9 protein-coding genes are annotated in these 21,078 nt (G+C 38.8%); all 9 read right to left on the bottom strand.

The annotated features are described in order from the left end of the window. Positions 1-4 precede the first annotated feature (4 nt). On the bottom strand, positions 5-553 hold the full coding sequence (locus tag LVD16_RS27240) for a hypothetical protein (protein WP_233771456.1): 549 nt from the start codon (positions 551-553) through the stop codon (positions 5-7). Further along, on the bottom strand, positions 519-7,391 hold the full coding sequence (locus tag LVD16_RS27245; RefSeq protein WP_233771457.1) for an RHS repeat domain-containing protein: 6,873 nt from the start codon (positions 7,389-7,391) through the stop codon (positions 519-521). The genes LVD16_RS27240 and LVD16_RS27245 overlap by 35 nt, the downstream gene beginning before the upstream one ends. A 62-nt stretch (positions 7,392-7,453) precedes the next feature. Next, positions 7,454-8,140: a LolA3 family protein gene (locus LVD16_RS27250; protein WP_233771458.1), complete on the bottom strand. Its 687-nt coding sequence runs from the start codon at positions 8,138-8,140 to the stop codon at positions 7,454-7,456. A gap of 12 nt (positions 8,141-8,152) precedes the next feature. Continuing rightward, positions 8,153-10,663, bottom strand: a complete 2,511-nt coding sequence (locus LVD16_RS27255; protein ID WP_233771459.1) for a nidogen-like domain-containing protein — start codon at positions 10,661-10,663, stop codon at positions 8,153-8,155. A 2-nt stretch (positions 10,664-10,665) separates the two neighbouring features. Next, positions 10,666-15,501 (bottom strand): hypothetical protein, encoded by a 4,836-nt coding sequence (locus LVD16_RS27260; RefSeq protein WP_233771460.1) that lies wholly within the window; start codon positions 15,499-15,501, stop codon positions 10,666-10,668. After that, positions 15,498-16,073: a hypothetical protein gene (locus LVD16_RS27265; RefSeq protein ID WP_233771461.1), complete on the bottom strand. Its 576-nt coding sequence runs from the start codon at positions 16,071-16,073 to the stop codon at positions 15,498-15,500. Before LVD16_RS27265 ends, LVD16_RS27260 begins: the two co-directional genes overlap by 4 nt. Positions 16,074-16,077: 4 nt before the next feature. Next, positions 16,078-16,848, bottom strand: a complete 771-nt coding sequence (locus LVD16_RS27270) for a hypothetical protein (RefSeq protein WP_233771462.1) — start codon at positions 16,846-16,848, stop codon at positions 16,078-16,080. A gap of 29 nt (positions 16,849-16,877) precedes the next feature. Continuing rightward, positions 16,878-17,819 carry a hypothetical protein gene (locus tag LVD16_RS27275; RefSeq protein WP_233771463.1) on the bottom strand — a complete coding sequence of 314 codons (942 nt, stop codon included), beginning with the start codon at positions 17,817-17,819 and terminating at the stop codon, positions 16,878-16,880. Between the two features lie 53 nt (positions 17,820-17,872). Continuing rightward, positions 17,873-21,040 (bottom strand): leucine-rich repeat domain-containing protein, encoded by a 3,168-nt coding sequence (locus LVD16_RS27280; protein WP_233771464.1) that lies wholly within the window; start codon positions 21,038-21,040, stop codon positions 17,873-17,875. Positions 21,041-21,078 lie beyond the last annotated feature (38 nt).

The raw sequence follows: 21,078 nt of genomic DNA on the forward strand, positions 1-21,078 counted from the left end.
GTAGCTAACGGCGCATCATGTGCCACGATAGCACTTTAAAGATTCCTAATTTTCCCTGCTTAATCTCAAAGATCACTTTATAATCTTCCGGACTATTCTTTGCCTGCTCCATAATTGGTTTATAGTCGTAATAAATTCTAACATCGTCCTCATATTTATAGTAAAAGCATCGATTCTGACTATAGGTGGTCACCTTAATAACTGGCACTTCTATAGCTTCTACTTTTGACTGTTCCAAATCAAAAATAATCCAGAGATTAAAGCATAGTAATAATATGGCCGACACACCAAAAGACAAAACCAACATCTGCACTATATAAAGCCCAAACTCTATAACACCATCTTTAAAACTGGTTAATAGATGCTTAAAGAAAATAACATTAGCTACTAAAAAACATACCCCAGCCACAGTGTAAGTAATCCAATCCGGGTAATTGAGTAAGTTCTGATCCGTCCTAAAATAAACCGCAATTAAGATAAGAGCAATTACCACATACCATTCGGGCTTCCGCTGAATTTTACTCCACACCCCTGACTTTTTTCTGTGCTTCATCACCTACTTTTTTAACTGCTTCATCCGTAAACTTAGCGGATATATACCCTTTTGCATTCTTAATCATTTCTTTTTCTGCCTTTGCAACTTTCTTTTGATAATTATTAAGTCTCTTAGAGGATTCTCCTGCGTCAATTTTATTTAACAGTTTTTGAAACTTTTGAGCATAGACTTTATTAGTCTTTGTGAATTTATTTAATAATTCTTGAGCCTTATCCCCCATTTGATTTTCAATTAATGTTCCGATTGCAGCAGTGTATGCTAAATTCATAAAATCATCTGACAATAGATCAAAGTCAAAATCACCGTCTTTATCGTCATATTTTCCAGAAACATAATTTTTCATTGCCTCAGAAGTCAAATTGGCAACAAACTGAGCTGTAATTTTTCCAATCTTACTCTTGCCAATCTTAGCTAAGCGAATGGCTGTTTGTGAACCGGAAGGAGCAAAAAATGAAAAAGCAGTTGCTTTTACTCCTTCAAAGGCAGCCCCCTTCCAGTTAATATTATCAAAAGCTTGCTCAGCATTATCTCCCTTCAATACCAGATTAGTCACGAAGTCTAACCCAGCTTCAATCGCAAAAGCTGTGACTCCTTCCAATAGAGCTGTTATCGGATCATCACCCTCTGGATCTCTATAATTAATAGGGTTATTGTTAAATCCTACATATGGAGACAGTCCTGGATAATCTTTGAACTTAGGCTCAATACTCCACCATCTTCCGATTTTAGCACTATATTCTCTAAAGGTCGAGGTGTAGGTATCATTAGATAAACCCAAATCGTTCTCCATACCATTAAAGCCAAATCGATAAGCCGCGTCTCTAATATAACTTCTATCCTCCATCGCCATCCCAAAAGCATAATAATCTGTTGCATTAAGAATATCAGTCCAAGTACTATCTGATTTAAGGTGAATATTATCCGAAACTACTGCTAATACATTACCAAGATGATTAACCAGCTCATAGCGCTTATTCCCTAATAACCTAGTACCCTCCTTCTTATAACCTATTCTTACCCCGAGCCTATTTGTCCCATAAATTACTTGCTCTGTCAATAGACTATCAGTATATATTGCGAGAATATTTCCCACACCGTCTCTGACGTAATGAGTCTTGGTTAATACTCCTCCTGATAGAGTATTTTTCATTATTCTTTGTCCACTGGCGTCATAAGCAAAAGTATGCACCGTTCCATTAGACAGAGTCACTTCCTTTACTAACCCACGTGAATTCCAATTTATACCTAGCCCTTCAGACTGATCACTAATAAGATTACCTCTTTTATCATATTGAAAGGTCTGATTACTGCTGCCATCGATGTTTTTCAATCTATTGGTTTGGTCATAATAAATGTACTGAAAGTTGTCACGAACAGCATTCTGACCATTTCTTCTGATGAGTTGATTAAAATTCCCGTTGGCATCATAGCTATATGAAGCATCAAAAGGTGAAATTCCTGACCTCGCACTAAACCCGTTACCATCTATATAGTTACTCAAAGATGAGGCGTTTTTGATTCTGTTCAACTGGTCATATTTATATATCATAGCCTGCATCCCCTTGGTCCTGTCATTATTTTCCAGACCTATTTGCGGCAGATCGGTGGTCATCCAGGCAATATTTCCGTTATATAACCCGTCTGATGATGTATGCGTATTGTATCTCTGCCATACCTGATCTCTTTCACCGGATATAGCCACCGATGGATTGATCGGTTTATAGTCTCCCTGATAGTAACCTAACTCATAAGCAAATGCGTCCTTACCGATCCTTGAGCCATATAATCCATCTCTGGCAAGATCTGCTTCATAGGGCATATTTACACCCTTTAACCAGCCCTGCAGCGTATAATAATAATCCAGACCCTGAACATTATACTGACCTAAACTAAGCCTGGCAACAGGGCCATGTAAGTAATAAAAATAATAGGCATCCCTATCCCAGATAAATCCGTCACCAGAGGTGTATACTTCGGTGATACGATTATCAGCATCATAATTATAGCGATGGATAAACTCATCCTCTTGGCCGAACTGATATATCAGGTAATTAACTTTACTGCTGATCAGATCATAGACATAATCTGTGCGTTTTTTCTCTAGCCCCGGCAAGTCCTGGATCATTGACCTCACATTTCCATGACTATCGTAGCTATAGTAGGTAGCCACTGTATCAGAAGATAAAGGATCAATCTTTTCAGTCCATGACACCCTACTTCTCAAGTGTTTTTGCTGTAGATCAGATTGTATATCCGGACTTAGATCATCATAAAATGTTTTTGTGACATCTGACAGAACATAGTCTTGTTGAGTAGGAAAAACCGTACTTGTATCCATTTGCGTAATGAGATCCGCTATATTCTCTATGGTCTCAATTTCTCCTACTTCAATAATTCTACCCTGATCATCATACTTGGAGTAACTATATTGATCTTCAACTGCTTGCTGAGCATTTTGAGATAGCCTTAACTGACCTTGGGGATTATACCAGAACTTACTTACCCCAGCATCAGGTGTTTCTTGCTCTATGGCCTGATTAATAGAATTAACATGATAAAAAGTTCGTAAAGTGTGATTTGGCTCTACTATATTCCCCGCCAAAAACGCATCTACCTGAGTTGGGGTAAGTGGATGCACCCCCTTAGGAGGCACTGTTTGCACTAGCTGACTCGACTGATCATAATAGTAAAGAGTATAATGATATTCCTTTTGCTCAAAAGTATAATCAAGCCTCTCTTCCACTGTTTCTAAGCAAGCGGCGGTATAACTATCATATACACTACTGGTCACTTCATCCAGATAATCCTGTATGGCAAAGCTTAGCAGTCTATCTCTCTCTTCAGCAGCCCTTTCTTGACATAGAGCCACTTCTCTATCCCAATCTACCGTATAGGAAAAAGCACCCAGAGAACTAGTTGTATCATAATTCAGGCACACATACTCCCCTTCAAACCAAACTCCATTAGGTGTAGGGTTAATCTTCCTTACTTTTAAATCCTTAATATTAATGGCCTGGAAGGTATTGGCTGTACAGCTCATTATGGCCAGATAGAAATAGGTGCTGGCCTCTGTAGGTGTGAATACTATGCAGGTATCCTTATAAGTGGCATTACCCGCATTATTTTTCATCCACACATAATCACTAGATGCAGTTTGACCGCCAATTATTACAGGATCTATATACTGAGGCCTGGGTAAAAAACAACTTGCCAATTGCGATACTTCTGACATATTCGCTACCCCAATTCCTTTCTTAATCGCTGAAGAATCACTCAATAATGCAGTTTGTTTTGAAAGACTATTGGTAGTGACAATACCTTGAGCATTTAAGAACCCTTTACTACGGGAAAGCTGCATGTAAACATTATCCACAATAGGGGATGTAAATGTATTACCATCAGTATAAACCTCATATTTAAGGCACAATTCGTATTTCTGCCCCGGCTCTAAAGCTTTGACAAACGTGCCTCTAATAGCCTCAGAATCAACCTCTCCAGGGTATCCCCATAATAGCACTCGGCCATTTCCACCTCCTACATCTGTATTAGGTGTACCGGTAGCTACGGACCAACCATCATAGCAGGATGCTACTATATCTGAATTAGGACAATTACCATTTCCGTTTTGAGTAAAACTAGGGTTCACAATCCAGTTTTCCGGTTCTTCAACGCACACCAGTGGATCCTCCTGAGCAATACTATCTAAAGAACAGTTGTAGGTACTTAATATAGACTGAATGGCGGTTAACTGCGGACTGCTTTGAAGGTCTCCTCGTATGATAAAACGGAAGAAATTATGAGGATTTCCATTAAAATAAGCCTCTAAATGTCCCGCAATAGCTGTACTATCAGTTTGGCTTAGCTGGGTTCCGCAATTGAATGCTATATTACTAATAGTCATTTCCAGTTCGGCAGCACTTACAGGAGCATTAACACCATTGTCTTCTCCCCATTCTTCCAGCCCATCAGGTGTCTGTGGTATATTATCTACTTGTTCCAGTTCTTCTTTGGCTGCTGCACAATTCTGGTATGCTGGTATGGTCAGCTTAGTTTTTCTCTTGGCTTCAAAATAAAAGCTTTTGTACAAAGACCACCTCTGTTGATTTAATAGCTGCTGGTATGTTTCAGCATCTAGCTCACTTTCCCGCTGCATAAGATCAAAATACAGGATGTGGTATCCGCCAGATGCGTCTGGATTACCCCTTTCATCTACATAATATGAAGTGTTATTTGGATTAGTTACCTGACTCAGTGTACCTGAATAAGCATTAGATCCATCAGGAATATTATCTCCATTGGAGTCATATTGAATAGTTCCTATGCTAACATTATTAAGTCGGCTTTGTATGGCTGATTTGAATCCATTTCCACTTAAGCTACTATTATTGAAAAATGGATCCAGATTAATTAAATCAGTATAATTTGCTGAAGAGGCAGAAGACCAATCAGCATAACGAGCCACCTGTTTTTCAAAAATACTGCTCTGTTTATCTCTAATACAAAGCTCGTATTTACAATATAAGGGATGAGAAGTTATACTATCTTCAGGCACCACATACGGATCTTCGGAAAGGTCACCGTACTTGTCTTGATAGTATTGAATAATTTGCTGATAAATGTTATCACAGTCCAGCTGTGATACTTCCTCAATTGCCTCATTAATAGCATCTTCCACCTCAGGGCAATCTGTACAGATCTCACAAGCGGCTGAGTCTATAACATAACTCTCTATAATGGTTTGTATAGCGTTAACCACTGAGTCATCAGTCACCACCAGGTTCTGCATTTGCTCATAGCTTAGCTCCTGAGCTTTTAAGGTTTTGGTTACAGTGTAGTCTCCTATTTCAGTAAATAAGACAGTAAATTCTATATCATTAACCAGAGTTGCATTGGAGCAACTGCTGGCAGAAATATCATTTCGGATATAGGACTGTCCAGTTAGCGATTCGTTTCCTGAAGCGGACGATAAATCTATAGGATGCCCTTGAGTATCCGTAATAGAAATTTCCAGATCGTAATTACACGTTTGACACCCCATGTTCCCCAGCTCTGTACCTAGAGCCGATAAGCTATAGCTAAAGGTATAACTACTGTTAGGGTTTGCATTTAAAATTTTATGGGCTATTTCAGATTGATTATCATAGAACTGGTTCTTCTGAAATAAGTCAATAGTTATGGGGTCCGGATCCAAGTTATTATAACTTTCCAGTGCTTCAACATTAGATGGCGGATTACCGGCTAAAGCCGTTGCTATGACATCTCCTTTTTGAGTTTCATAATTTACCATTACTTGACCATTTGCTCCCACTACTAAATTCTTACTATAATGCGATGCATTACCAACATTTGACCCGAAAAGCCTGATTAGTTCTGAAGGTGCCGCATCCCCATAATAGTGCCTGGTAGAGTGATCACCATCAATTCTAAAGGATTCTCCCACTCGCCCCTGCCTACTAATACGTCCCGTTGGATCATTCAGGTATTCCGTTTGTTTATACACAAATCCCTCAGCATCAGGCAAATAACTCCTATGAATAACTCCTAAACCATTAGCCGGAGAATAGTATCTGGAAGCACCATCCACATTTGAAATGGTACTATTTTCTAATCTAGCGTTATCATAATTAAACTTCTTGCGTAATGCAGAGGTACGATCTGACACTTCTGTATTAGAAGGTACGAAATCATTGAGTCCTGAGGTATAGTCTAGAGAATTGTTGAGTACCGGACCAGGAATTACTTTGGCAGCCTCCCGACCTTCATAGTCATAATAAGTCTCTTCCAGCATAGTGATACCCAATGAACTTTGATTGATTAAAGTCTGACGACTCCTAAAAGTGGCGTCATAATACTGCATAATTTTTTTATACTTGCCTCCTTCTGAAAAAATGGTTTGCTGCTGCCAGGTTTTTTCAGCCTCATGGTTATCAATAGTGAGAGGTAAACCATTGCCGTAGGACCATTCTCCAAGAATTTTAAAATCCGGATGATCAGGGTTATAGCCTACCGCTCTAACCCTGAACCATATTCTACCGTCAGGGTAATAAGAAAGGTGTTGATAAAAATATCCATCAGACGTTATTCTTACCGGCTCCTTGTATTCAAAAGCATCTTCAGCAGAACTACCATTGTAATTTTCATAATCGCCTACAAAGACCCATTCTAGATCAAACTCATCGGCACCACTATTAGCAGGATAACTCCAACTGGCAAAAGTATTATTACTAGATATCTGATAATTTAATGAAGGGATAACCGTAGGATCAAAAACATTCTCATCTTTTCTGAACATAAGAATGTTTAGGTATAGATTATTCACAGCCACCACGCCGGTGTCTAATCTATCAGTAATGCTAAACTGAATACTCGAATTACAGGTTAAAAGACTATCATGAAAAACGGTGTTTACAAAGTGCTGAGAAACTGTGCTTAATCGGGCAGACTGAACCCATGTAGTATCCGGCTGGTCCAGCAAAATGATTTTCATATCTGTGCTCCAGGCCATTTCTGTATTGAGATCACCCAGATCATATTCTAGCTGAAATGCAATAAAATACTCCCCTTCCAAACATGGTGGGGCCTCAAAAACCTGATATGCATTATCTTCTTGCAGGTCTGCAAGCAGGTAGCTTCTTTCGTAATCAGGGATTGGGAGTCGTCCTGTTCGGCTGAGACGAATCTCATTTGGCATCTTCACTACGCCTGTGGTATCAGTATCCCACGCCACATTTTCGGCTTGCGTATCATGGCTCACCATTAGATATAAAACTCCTGCCACAAACAGGATATGAGAATACCTTAAGAGTCTACAGGCTTTTGAAATGAAGTTTCCCATGGTTTTATTTATTAGGTTTAAGTTTTTGTATCCCTTCTACCTTACCCAGATTAACAATATTTTTAATTCGATGTAGTTTCTACAAAATGATAGCCTTTATAGGCCGCTGAGGCCGAAAGCTTTCCATCATCAAGACGGATGAAATTCGTCTCATTGAACATTTGATCAGACAATTTTGCATGTCCATCAAAGAGTTTAAAATCAATCCTCACATAAGCACCCTGCCTGTATAAGTAGGCTATCTGCGTAAGCATTTTAGTATTAGAATTTATAGAAAGATATAATTCACTTACAGGGCCTTCTTTTTGATTTACTTTAAACTGTTCAATGGCACCCTCGCTACGCAAAAACACAGGTTCTTCATAAAATGAAAGAATACTATCCAGATTAAATTGAAAGGCTGAAGCCATCATATTTTCATCTGTATTGGCTCGCTTGCTACATACCATTTCCTTTGCAGAACCATCTACCATAATTAAATAGCGGTCATTCATTAGCATGGCATTACCGCCATAATTGTAGAGATAATTGTCTCCCTTTTTCTTAATATCCACATCAAGGCTATACATCTCTTCTTTTAATTCTTTTGAGGCATAAGCTTTCACATCCATCTTTATATGTAGATCTGTCATTTGCTCATAGGCCTCTCTCATTTCATTGAGGGAATTCTTTAAATCCTGAGCGTTTAATTTAGTAAGAGGTATTAAGCCAATTATGCTTAAGACAATAATTTTAATATAATTCTTCATTTCTCAGGTCTGTTAGTGCTCTACCAGGTAGCTTACATTTTCAGTGATGGTTTTCACCCCTTCCTCCGTTTCCTTTTTAGTTAAGTACAGATTACCCTCTGAATCGTAATAGAAATATGATGCGTAGTTCTCCTCATCTAAGGTTGCTTGTAGCCTATAGTCTGTAAGGTTGTAGACATAAGAAGTCATATTACCTTCAGAAGGAAAAAGGCGCAGATCATCGAACCAGGCTGTAGGGGCACTTCCTGATTTAAAAGTTAATTCAATGGAAGAATTTGGAATGGGGCAAACAAAGGCGCTATCTATGCGCTGCCACCCTTCGATGATATTGCCCTTTGGTTTTAACATAAAAGAAGCGACCTGCAGATCATCTTTATCTTTTATTTTGACTTCGATACCAATATTCTGAGCCAGAATGGGAACAGTTTTATGCTTATCATTTACAGAAACCCATGCGCTCACCTGATATTTTTTAGCAGAATCGAGCACCAATAACTTTTGTTCAAATGTCTCTTCTCCAGAAATTTTCAAGCTTTTGCTTCCACTATGCGCGATATTATTATCCAAGTTAGCATTTACTACAGGCTGAATATCATTTCTAAACATTACATGACCTCTCCAGGCACCTTCAAACAGGGCTCTTTTAAGAATTAGGATAGACCATTCAGGGTGCACCGGATGCTCCCTTCTACAAATAATTTCATTATCACGAATGTGACGGAAGTAAAAGAAAAATGGAAAACCAGACCAGAAATAGCTCCTTCCAAAGACGTCTACTTCATCATAGCCTTGTATTTCGTCTAAGCTAGCTTTAACAATTACAATGTGTTTATAGCAAAAATCTGTAGGATACCATTTATAGCGAGGCAACTGTTGGTTACCAAACACCCAATTCCCAGAGGCCTTCCCAGTAAGGTATTCGAAACCCGTATAGGCCATCTCATTGTATCTCATATTGACACCATTGGCACTTGGTAAATGACCACCATAGTCATACAATGCCGCATTATGAATTCCAAGTACATTTTCATTTTCAATATCGTAGCTATACGGACTATAAGCTGTCATGGTATTTAGCTTAATCCAATCGGGCACAGCATCGATGGCTGCATATTCCCAACTAAACTGGTCCATTTCAAATGTTCCTCCATCTCTTAAGGAAGGAGGATTAGTTTGATCTCTATCTACTTTATATACATAATCAGCTTCCTTACGCCATACCCCTTCACTACCATTTTCATAGCCCGACTTATCATTAAGTCCACTAGCTTCATATTGCAATGGCCAAGTATCAGAAAAAGTGGCTGTAGTGGTGGAGATAACTCTACTTTTCACCTGTGTGGGCACCTGAATGACGGTATCCTTGAATAAATCCTCATCAGGATCTACGGTGATCTGTTTTGTTACTGTAGTGAAATTACCCTGACAGGCAGCACACTGATAGTACACATTGAGTTTCACCGTGTATGTACCAGCTGAGGCGTAGCTATGCAGAGGAGCTTCTTCTTGAGAGGTTGTACCATCACCAAAATCCCATTGGTGGATCACATTACAATTTTGCGGATTACTTATATATTTCGTGAAATCAACAGCACAAATTAAGTTTTGCCAATCAAAATCTGCTTCAACATCCTCCAGAGTAGAGGCATCAAAAGTAAAACACTTATAATCCAAATAACTCACACCGCTGATATCAGTAGAGCTAATATATTCGCTACCTGGCTTTCCAAACCTTCCCAGTTGAGAGTAATAACAAGAGCCACTTCCTTGCCCATTATTGAGTCCTACTGTTGCTGGTATGCCGTAAAAACCATTATCACTACTAGATGCATCTCCGGTAGTCCACTGCATATCTCCGTAATAAAAGGCAACATTATTGCCAGCACCTAAATAAGGATCTGCCCCATCACTTATTACCAGCTTGAAAGTATTGCGTTTATCAGATTTCATTCTGAAATAACCCACATTATACCATATTACGGTAAGCCTGGTTGCTTCAACCTTATACGCCACATAACCAGTGTTATTTCGGGTATCCACGTCTGCCCAAAATGGTGCTATCATATCTCGTGGAGAGGGGAATCCGGTAGAACTGTAAGTTGAGTCTAATTCATCAAAAGTGATATTCCCATTATTATTTATATATACCTGATTATAATTTGTGCCAAAAAAATTGAAATTAAACGGTATGTTGATCACAGAGGTGGAACTATCATCATTTGCAGGCAAATAACTGAATGAAGGATCTAATAATGGATTCTCCACCGAACATGAGAATGACTGTCCTACGTTAAATTGAGCAAATCTAGACGTCTGATCAGTTTTATCAGGAGATTCAGTAGCCTCCTTTTGAAGGGTAGGATAATTCTTCTGAATAGCAGACTGAACTACCGGATTTTTAGCTGCCTCCTGCATTTTTCTATAGTCAGAAGTGCCCGGTGCCGGTTGATTTTGAGCCTGAACTCCAAAAGGTAGTAAAAGCAACAAAATCCATAATATCTTAATAGGGTTAGGCCTTTTCATCGTTAATAATCTTTTGGAATTGAAATAGTCTTGCTGTAAGTAGTGGTTCCCTGGCTTTGGGAAGGATCATCTAGTGCGGTAATGCTACTGACCTTCGCCATGAGCTGGTTACGGTACCCTGCCCTGATAATCATACATTTATACTCTGTAGCTGCTAATGAATTATTGGAGTAAAGGATCATTTCACCTCCTTCACTACCTATATAAATTCCTTTGCCAATAGGATTTTCAAGTTCACCGTTATGATCATAAAGCAATATTTCATCACCAGGATGTAAGCTGAGCTCAACATTTGATGGTGTAGAAAATGTAAACAGATCATTTTTATAAGGATTGGCCTGAACGTTACCTATGGTAAAGCCAAAACCTACATTTTGGTAAGCACCACCCATACCAGAATATTTAGTGTAAGCTGGTATAGAATAGGTGTACACAGGATCATCAAAATTATTATTAACCGTGCTCAATAGAACCTCCCCTGATAGTTTATCCCATTTCAGGTTAGTGGTTTTTACTAGTGAGCCTCCATCATAAGCCTCCACACTCTCAAGCACTCCTGATTTAAAAATCACCTTATTGGTAGAAGCTGTTTTTAAATCTGTACTACTCTTACTTACTCTTGGCCACACCGTAGGTACCGGCAAAGGGATAATCACAAATAGTAAAGGAATATAGACTATATCCACATTAAGCCTTGCTCCGCCTGTCCATGCGTTATCTTCATAATGTCGCATATCCATGAACAGCTCTGTTTCCTGACCTAAAGTCATTTTTGAAATGGAATTATTATTAATTTCATTAGATGAAGCCAGGCTTATGGTTCCATCCCCGTTATCTTTGAAAATATTTCCCAGTTCATTTATTTTCTTCTGCTTGTAAATTTTCTGAGATGAGCGGTAATTATATTTCACCCAAGAAATAGGCTCAGGCTCTATAGATCCTGTATTGTCTTGGCGGTAGTTACTTACCTTTTTAGGCTTACCGTGCATATCATTAGTTATTATGCTATAGCCTTGAGAACTGGCCAGACTGGAAATACCAATGCTTCCCAAGAAAGGCACCATTACTGACAGCTTATAAGGCTTATTCACTTTGTCTGTTTCATCAGTAATTACCGGAAAATCTTTTGCAGTATAGAATTCACTTACTTTCATTCCTGAAGTTCCATAGGTGATATTAGGGCCGGAAGGAAATAATGGCTCGCCATCCGATAAAGTAATATGATTGACCTCTTTTCCTGCCAAATAGGCTGAAGCCAAGCTTGTTACGGAAACCTTACTATAACCCACTTGAGGCCCAGGATAATAGGTTTCATTGATCGGATATTCGAAATAAAGATTATTATCCGACCTTAATGGCACTGTTTCTACATACTTCTTCGCATATCTTAAAGGGATTTCCTCTCCGCCAATTATAGGCTCATAAGCAGCCACGCCGCTACTAATAAGCTCTCCATTTTCTTCCGTAGTATATTCGTAAACCTGCCCATACAGGCCTTCTTCATCATCTGACCATTCATCGGTTATAGTGAGCTGCTTCACCCTCAGGCCTCCACCATACTTTATTTTATCGGGCGTTTTCAGCCTGATCCATGATTTATCGGCTACAACCTCTCTTCCCCATTCTTTTTTATAGCAATAATTATAAAATCCCTCAAACATCTGACGGATCTGAGCACCTAACCCAGCTAAGCTCTTCATTTGGCTTATGCGCTTCGAAGTGCTATTAGTCTGCTCTAGTCTTCGTCCGGAGTTGGTTAATTCAGGTTGGTTCGTTCTTAAGTGCTGAAAGGTTCTTAGCGAAAACGGGTGATAGCCCTCCTCTGACTTTACATAAAAATATCCATAAGCGTATTTTCCACTACCATCTTTCTCCAGCCCCATATTCTGAGCAAAATCAATATCTGCGTAGCCAGATATGTATTCATGAAAGTTTTCGGCAGGGGTTCTCAGATTTATAAAATTCTTAAAGAAGAGCTGACCTGTTTCATTATCAAGATATTTCAGCACTTCCTTTCTATGATCACTTGCAGGAAATGATGTTTCTAATGGCTTTTCCAGTTTAAACCTGATCTTCATGTTACTCTTACTTAAAAGAAATTTATTCTGAAGACTTCCGGTGGAAGAGGAATAAGGGTCTACAATATCTGTCATCTGCATGGCAGTACGATTCTGCACATAAGCATAATCATCAGACTCATAATCTATCATTACCCTACTGCCTGATGGCTGCCTTATCTCAGATAAACTCCAGGCTGACATATAATTATCTAAATCTTCCTTGTGCGCAGGATTTTGATCTACATATGGAAAATCTCTATTATAACGCTGATTACCAGCAGGGTAAGGCTTGTAATTCCCCCACCTATCATAAGCATAGAAATCATAGGCTGGATTAGCATTACTATAGGTAAACTCATAAGGGCTCATACTCCCCCTAGTACTATTCCCATGCTCAAACCACATTTTTTTAAGGGTTAGCTTCCCTCCAGAAGCGTTATTATAGACTCCCGGACATAGTGAATAGTCATATTGAAACCTGACCGTTTTAATTGGATAATTCACACCTGCAGATCTGGTGTAAAGTTTAACTGTATTTAAAGCATGTAATCTTGCTCCCTGGTTATTGCTATCCTGTAATTTAGCTGCTACTCCTCGCCCATCATTTCTGGCAGAAGTTTCAAAAGTGGCTATGTGTGATTTAGTTTCTGCTTTTGCAAGATACCAAACCTCTTTCTTCCCATAAGTGTAGGAGCCCATATCATCCCTTGGATCTGTTATCCAACCCTCTTGAAAATGCGCCTTAGAATAAGGATCTCTCCATTGGTACGGGCTGCTAGCATCAGAGGTTTGCTTGTATGTAAACTTCACCCAATAACCAAGATCATCAGCGCTCACACCGTTACCAGTTACGTCCACATAGTCTGCACCCACAATTGATGTAAGAAGGTAAGAGTGCGCATATGGCGGTAATTCAGTCTTTTTTAATTGTTTTCTGGTTCCGCTATGTTGATAAGAAGGATCATTACCACCATTATTACCTACGTTTACTCTAGCCGTTTGCCCGGCTTGTTTTTTAACACTAAAGCTGGCGTTTTCCTGATATAAATTATAAGCAGGTAAAGCATAATTATATCTCAACCCCTGTGCGTTTAATGCTGTATATCCTGCGATATGATGTGCCGGCAAAGAGGATCTGTTAAACTTAATCTCTGATCCGCTTTTGTTTATATAAGTAATATTAAACAGCGAATTCATCTCCTGCGCTCCACTTAAAAGCTCAGCATTTGTAATAGGCTGCACCACCTGACTTCTGGACTTACGCTCTCTATTTGCGCTCACATTTGATGGTGCTAACTGTTTCCAATTCTTATTTTCAAAACTACTTTTCAAAGTAGGATTTCGCCTACTGCCCCCCAACTCTAATCTCACAGCCTTATCTCCTCCTATAGCTTTAGAGGTAGCAAGTTCCTCAACGGTGGGCTCGCCATGCCCTTTTAAATACCATGGCTCATACAATTGATTGAGGTTCTTTTCCTGAAAGGCTGCTTTAGAGAGCATATCATTATTGTCACTCCATAAGCCAGAAGTGGACTTAGAATGGTTAACATCTAGGTTAACTCCACCATGAGACGCTGCGGGCGCCACATCTACCCCTACCGAAGCACCTACCGATATTGATTCGGTTTTTGGATCATGGATTCTACCATAATCATTTCGCATAGGCCTATACATGGCTGCCAGACCTTGCCCATTTACAGAATAAATATCATAAGTAAGTGAAGGAATGGCCAGGTTAGGAGACTCTTTAGACACCATTCCATCCTTTTCCCGGTTAAAGTCAAGTAAGTCCTCATCACTCTGTGAATGCTGATAATGCATATATCCATAAGCATTTGACTTCACTCTTTTCCGGTTATTTTTTAGCCATTGCTCATTATAAAACCCTCTAACGTAAGGAGCGCCAAATACACCCCACCACGAGCCACCTAACTGAAACTGAGCAGCAATATTGATATTCCTCATAGGCATGCTTACCATGGGCGTGTAGGATGGGTGCGCTAATGAAAGTGTAGCCCCCCACTTATTTTCAACAGTGGTTGCTCCCTTAAAAACTTTAATGTCTTTAAAAGTTTGAGACATTGAAACATTTTGAAAACCTTGTCTGGAATGATATCCGGCGGTTAATCCAGTTTTGCCCAGCTTCGAATCCAGTCCTAGAGAAGGCGAAACCCCTATTCCTTCTTTAGGATTTAGACTTACTTGCAGCGCCGCACCGGCAGTCATAGATGATCCCACCGACTGTTCATAGCCAACTGATCCGTCTATGCTGTAGCCCATTCCGGTATAGGTATTGTGAGAAACACTGAAACCTACATTCAATGAGAAGTTATCACTACCAAAAAGCTCAACTCCTGCACCTGCGCCCAGGCCAACTGTAACACTAGGCTCAATGGCCATCTTAGTGTATACTTCATCACCCTTGAACTCATCTGGCAAACCTCTCATTTGGCGCGTAATGGCTCCTGGATTTAAATTAAACCCTAATCCTACCCAACTGGCCTCCTGGTCCATGCCTATGCCTGCCTGATAGTTCAAATTAAACGGATACCCACCATTGGGACCGGGCAACTCAAAAAGCGGAATGTTATAACTAAAATCTCCACTAAAAAGATTAACCATCTCGGTGGCTCCAGCTGGCTGAAAAGACTGAACCTCTGGCTGAGTAGGTCCAGAAGTAAGAGCCTGAGCTGAAGGGATGTAGAATAACTGCAGACACATTAGAAAAGAAAGAAATAATGCAATGGTCCGCTTTCTTAGGTTGAATAAATTCATCATAGGTCTACTGTTGGAATGTCTTTTTTAGAAATTGATATTTTCACTAAGCCATCTCCAAATGCTGGAGAATCTATTAGAAGGGTCGATTGATCTGATACTGCGGCGTCGAAGCCTAAAACAAAGTTTCGTTCTGGCCTTAAATCAAAAGCCTTTTCAAAATGGAACATAACACATGGGTAGCGCTGCCCGTCTTGTTCAAGGTAAATCTGATCTTGAAAATTATAGGAGAAATAATAGGCCCTCTGCTCCCACACTTTTTTATCTTCAGAAACCCCTTTGACAAAGTCAATAGATGGATCTTTAAAGCTGATTCTAAGAATATAGTATTGAAAGGAGTTATCAGCCGACTTAAACTTCTCGCCACCTGAATGGCTTTCCTGAATCCATTTATATTCCGGAGGTAAATACTGTAAATCAAAAACATATGGATCTGCTACAACTTTTGAATGTAGTCCATGATCATAATCTCTTACCCACTTCACATAATCTTCCTTATCCAAGGAACCTGAACATGAAATACAAAAGCTATAAAAAGCAAGAACTAAGACAATGGCCAATCTTCTCATCATCATATCACTACTTAATATTTGATGTTACTGATTCAGGAATAGATACTGGCTCTACAAAAATGGAATGAAACACTTTGTCACCATCTTCACAATTTACCTTTACAATGCTCTTAGCCTCATTACCACAAGCATCTTCTACCTTTAAGAGCACAGTGTAAACCGGAGATTTATCTATCATTACCATCATCCCCTTTCCTCCTTTGCTAATTACTTCTTGCCTCGGTTGGTAAAGCATTTTTGACATGGATTCATCCAAAACAAACCAATGTGCTTTATACGGTGCTCTTCCTCCAGAAATGGACACATAATATTCCACCGAATTTTGAGCTTCTAACTCACAACTTAATTGTATAGGGTTGACAGTAATCTGAGGGTTAGGAGGGTCATTTTTTAGATGTCCTTTTCCTTGAAGTGCCAAATTGAATCTTCGATTATTTTCTGCAGTAGCTTCAACAAAATAAACTTGGTCGGGCATTAACCAGTCCATTTTTATTTCATAATGGTTGAGGCCGTAAGATTTAGCTAAGGAGTAATTGGCTACTTTTTCATGCTTCCAATTATATATCTGAATATTAAGAAACTTGTCTATACCTTGCTCATCAAAGTATTTGATATGCCCCACACCATCTATTATTTCATAAACTTTGGCGTGACTCTTACCATTGAGATCTATATAATATGGTACTGAGGTAGATGTAGCTATTTGCCCAAAGCACAGGACAGAAGATAACTCTACCAATAACAGTACAATACCACTTTTTAGGTTTAGGTTAATCATGGTTATAGTGGTTTACTGATACTATATGTTTATTTAAATGCGCTTATTCCTAGTCTAAATATCCATGGTGAATGATGTATAAAATATTGATCGTTAGGCTCTTCATTTACATTATAAAGAACAGATATATTAACAGCTATTTTTGATGTAACAGGCAACAAATACCCCCCACCAAAATAAAAGTGATGATTTGATGATTGTGCTTGCTCTTCTTGATTTACCTCACTAATGATATCTTCAGCCTGAGCATAAATCCTATACTTTAAAAAGGCGGCTTTTACAAAGGTTCGCACGCCCACCTCGGAACCAGGATATTGCGGATCACCTGTAACATTCCATTGTATGTCAGGCCCTACTCCAAGAGAAACTGATTTCCAAAATTGATAACCGAGAGCAGGTGACAGATAAATCACATCATTATTTAAGAAATTAGAAGCGCCTATATTCCCATCGAAATAAAGTTTATCCCAAATACTTGGTCTTGGAGAGACATCAATTTGTTGTAACTCTCCCACGCTCTTTTCTTGAATTATCGAGTTTAAATAGGCTTTACCTTTTTGCGAAATGCTCTCAATCATATCATCTATCATGGCTTCATCTAAAGAATATCCATACAGATAGTCCATATCCGAAATGGAATAGGCAGGTAATTTCATATTACCAAGCGAGGGGGCATCTACCTGAGCATTTAATTCCGGTAATGACATCTCTTGGCTGGGTTCGGCAGGAGGTTGATTATCAAAGAAATCTTGCTTCAATGCATTTATATAGCTTTGTTCATCAACTTCCGTTGGAGCATTTAAATCTTTCGGGAGATACCCCACCTGCAAAAGCGAATCCCTCTTTTCTTTTATAAATTTCGCATTATGAATTACGGTAGTGGAGTCCACTTTTGAATTCTCAACAAGCTGGCTCCAGCCTGAACTGAAATCTTGTGCTTGCACAGAAATGACAGTAAGTAGGGTCATCAAAGCTCCCAAGCTTAGAAAGTTACTAATGAGGCGATATGGTGATGAATGCCATATCATTCAATAATAAATTTCACAGTATCAACCAGCTTTCCGTCCAGTTTTAGCTTAGCAAAATAAATTCCAGGAGCCGCTTTAGAATATTCCTTCCACTCATACCGGGCATCATTTTGTTGAAGCTTTATGTCAGTGCCTCTTTTACCTTGTGCATTATAAATTTCAATGGAACCACTTGAAAAATTTAGTGCTTTCAGCGCAAATACTATGTAAGAAGATGATGGATTTGGGAAGACCGAAAGCAGTTTATTTTCATTAGTATTCTCCACGCCAGTAATCTTAAAACCAGTATAATTTTGGTTACTCAAATCTTGAGTGAGTCCATCATAACTCTTGCTAATTGGCTCAAAATCATACCCTTGTAATGAGGGGGTTAATACTCCGTTGAAGTCATAAGGCACATCAAGCGAATAATATCCTTCTTCGTTGGTAAATATTTCATTGGAAACCCCATTAATCAGCACATGATTCAGATAGCCACCTTCTGGAGTGGTTATCGTTCCTGATATAGTATAATTACCAACATATTGGCCGAAATAATTCTGATTGCTTTGATCCCCCTGCACATTTTCATAACTAAGTGTATCTGGAGTGAAAATGTAATCTTGTTTTACCGGGTAGACTTGCCCACTCCAACCTTCCAGTACAAAAGCTTCATAACTCCCATTAGAGGAAGAAAAAATTGGCTCATCGAACCCAACCAGTTCCACACCTTCTAAAGGCAGGTTATTCTCATCCGTAACTACACCTGAAATAGATAAACCATCGCTAATGATGTAAGTCACATCTATACTACTCCTTCTGTGATAGTTTGTTTTCTCTGAAACGTAGAAGGTGATTTGTGCTGTATAGCTGCTATCTAAATAAGCCGGCTCTACAAACACAATACTATCAGTTCTATCTATATTTAAAGATGGATCCGATGTATTTTCCCACCAGAACAAATCCGAAGAAACATAATCATCTGAGGCATATTCATTTAGATTAAGGACTGGAAATTTTGTAGTTCCTCTAGCTATAATTTGATCAGGTATAGCGGTAATTTCTGGACTCTTATTAGGAGGATTTGTTTTTCCGATAAGGGTAATTTCTTTTGTAGTCTTTCCTCCTTCTATATCAGTCACTTCTAAAGTGACGACGGCAACTGTGTCTGTGAATGTAAGCATGAAAGCATCCAATGTTATGCCGTCAGGCCTTGTATTAAACATCATATTTATTTTGCTATTCACCGCCCCAGTATTTGGGTCTGCTTCCAAAATTCTATATGATAAATCATCATTATCGTCATAGTCATCTTGCACGAAATGCTTCATGTAGGTCATGCTAGTAAAAGGATAGAGAGCCGGACATCCTTGATCTCCCGGGGTACAAGGCAACTGTACATCTTGATAAATATTTGTGTAGATGGTGTCTAAAGTGATTGTGGGTGCTTTGTTTTCAGCACTTATCATGGTTATGGTCACTTCAGCTATGGCCACATTACCACCTTCATCTTCTACCTCCACGGAAATAGTATCTGAGCCGTATCCGTTTACAGTTTTAGGAAAAATAAATTTGGCATAACTACGACTGTATAAAGTGTCTGGTTTTAGTATAAAATGCTCAGTTTCTTCGGGAAAACGATATTCCAAGTCATTGACTGGAGTGAAATCATCCTTTGCGGCAATATTGAGATAGGCTCTTTCACCCTCCCTAAATATCAGGTCTTGATAAGTTAATTCTGGAGCATTATCATTTCCTAATACCCTCACTACATGGCTCCTCAAGCTTAAATTAGGTAAGGCAGGGTTCTTAATAATGCAGTAATAAATGCCAGCGTGGGCAGAAGCATCATAACTAGAGATATGTATACTGTCTTCAGTCGAATATTTCGTTGCTCCTGTCAGAGCAATATTATCAGCTCTATACCACTGATAAGTGTTTCCTGATGCAGGGATATAATTATCAATAAAAACATCCAAACTCTCTCCTGCACCGGGTTCTAAGGTTCTATAGGTGCCAATATATTGTTGTGGTTGAAACTCAATGTAAGAGGGATTAAACTGTCCGTAAAAATTTATAATATCTCGAAAGGTGTATCGATTATTAGTAATTAAAAGACGCTCGGTGATATTATTATCTATTACCGCCAGGTCCCCGGAAAGATTATTATCACTTACATCTAAACGTAGTCTGTTTATTCTAAAAACGTCTTCAGGGATTTCTCCCACCATTTGATTCTTATTCGCTGTAATATTTCTAAGGCCCCGCAGCCCAACGATACTTTCCGGAAATTCGGTAAGCTTATTTTCAGAAATATCTATCTGAATTAGATTGGTTAAATTTGACATATCCGCAGGAAGAGCAGAAAGTTGATTTCTGTTTACATCTAAACGCTCAAGCTTTGTGAGATTATTGATAGATGAAGGCAAGGCTGTAAGTTGATTATTGGATAATACCAATTGATCTAAATTTGATAAGTTACCTACAGATTCAGGCAATGAAATTAGTCCATTAGCCTGTATATATAACTTTTGTAATTGTTGTAATTCATCGATTGAAGAAGGGAGTTCCGTAATGGAATTGTAAGATAGACGCAAATCAATTAATGATTCTAATTCTAATATAGATGCTGGAAATTGCTCTAAATGAATATTTTGGCTAAGACTTAATACCCTAAGATTGATCAAATCTGAGAGATCTGGAAGATCAGCAAATTCATTATTACCAAGTAATAATATCTCTAATTGTTTTAACTCATTAATAAAATCTGGTAAAGTTTCAATGCTATTATAACCAAGACTCAAACTTTTCAGATCCTCTAGGTCAGTTATCTCTTCAGGTAAATATTTTAGGTTAAAATGGGAAACACCTAAACTTACCAATGAATCCATGGAGCTTAAAACTTGTATGGCAGCAGGAAGACTATCTGTTGTGAAATGAGGATTGTACCAGTCACCTGAAAGTGTTATTCCATATACTTTACCTGAATTATAATCATATGAAACTCCTGTCCACTCTCTTACATTTTTTGAGGTATTCCAAAAGCCTGGCCATCCAGCATCAACCATTTGCTCATGAAAATTGAGCAATGTTAAACTGTCGGGTTTATAGGCAGAAATTTGCGCTTGAGCTGTGCTAATAGCAAAAAGTGATAGCGCTATAATAAAAGCAAAATTCTTTAGCATAAAAATGATTTATAAAAAAGGGCACTCCATGAACAGAG

It is taken from the genome of Fulvivirga ligni, assembly GCF_021389935.1.
Taxonomy (GTDB): domain Bacteria; phylum Bacteroidota; class Bacteroidia; order Cytophagales; family Cyclobacteriaceae; genus Fulvivirga; species Fulvivirga ligni.

Coding starts and splice junctions, on each gene's coding strand:
- LVD16_RS27250 (WP_233771458.1), bottom strand. CDS start 8,140: ATGAAGAATTATATTAAAATTATTGTCTTAAGCATAATTGGCTTAATA.
- LVD16_RS27245 (WP_233771457.1), bottom strand. CDS start 7,391: ATGGGAAACTTCATTTCAAAAGCCTGTAGACTCTTAAGGTATTCTCAT.
- LVD16_RS27255 (WP_233771459.1), bottom strand. CDS start 10,663: ATGAAAAGGCCTAACCCTATTAAGATATTATGGATTTTGTTGCTTTTA.
- LVD16_RS27240 (WP_233771456.1), bottom strand. CDS start 553: ATGAAGCACAGAAAAAAGTCAGGGGTGTGGAGTAAAATTCAGCGGAAG.
- LVD16_RS27280 (WP_233771464.1), bottom strand. CDS start 21,040: ATGCTAAAGAATTTTGCTTTTATTATAGCGCTATCACTTTTTGCTATT.
- LVD16_RS27270 (WP_233771462.1), bottom strand. CDS start 16,848: ATGATTAACCTAAACCTAAAAAGTGGTATTGTACTGTTATTGGTAGAG.
- LVD16_RS27260 (WP_233771460.1), bottom strand. CDS start 15,501: ATGATGAATTTATTCAACCTAAGAAAGCGGACCATTGCATTATTTCTT.
- LVD16_RS27265 (WP_233771461.1), bottom strand. CDS start 16,073: ATGATGATGAGAAGATTGGCCATTGTCTTAGTTCTTGCTTTTTATAGC.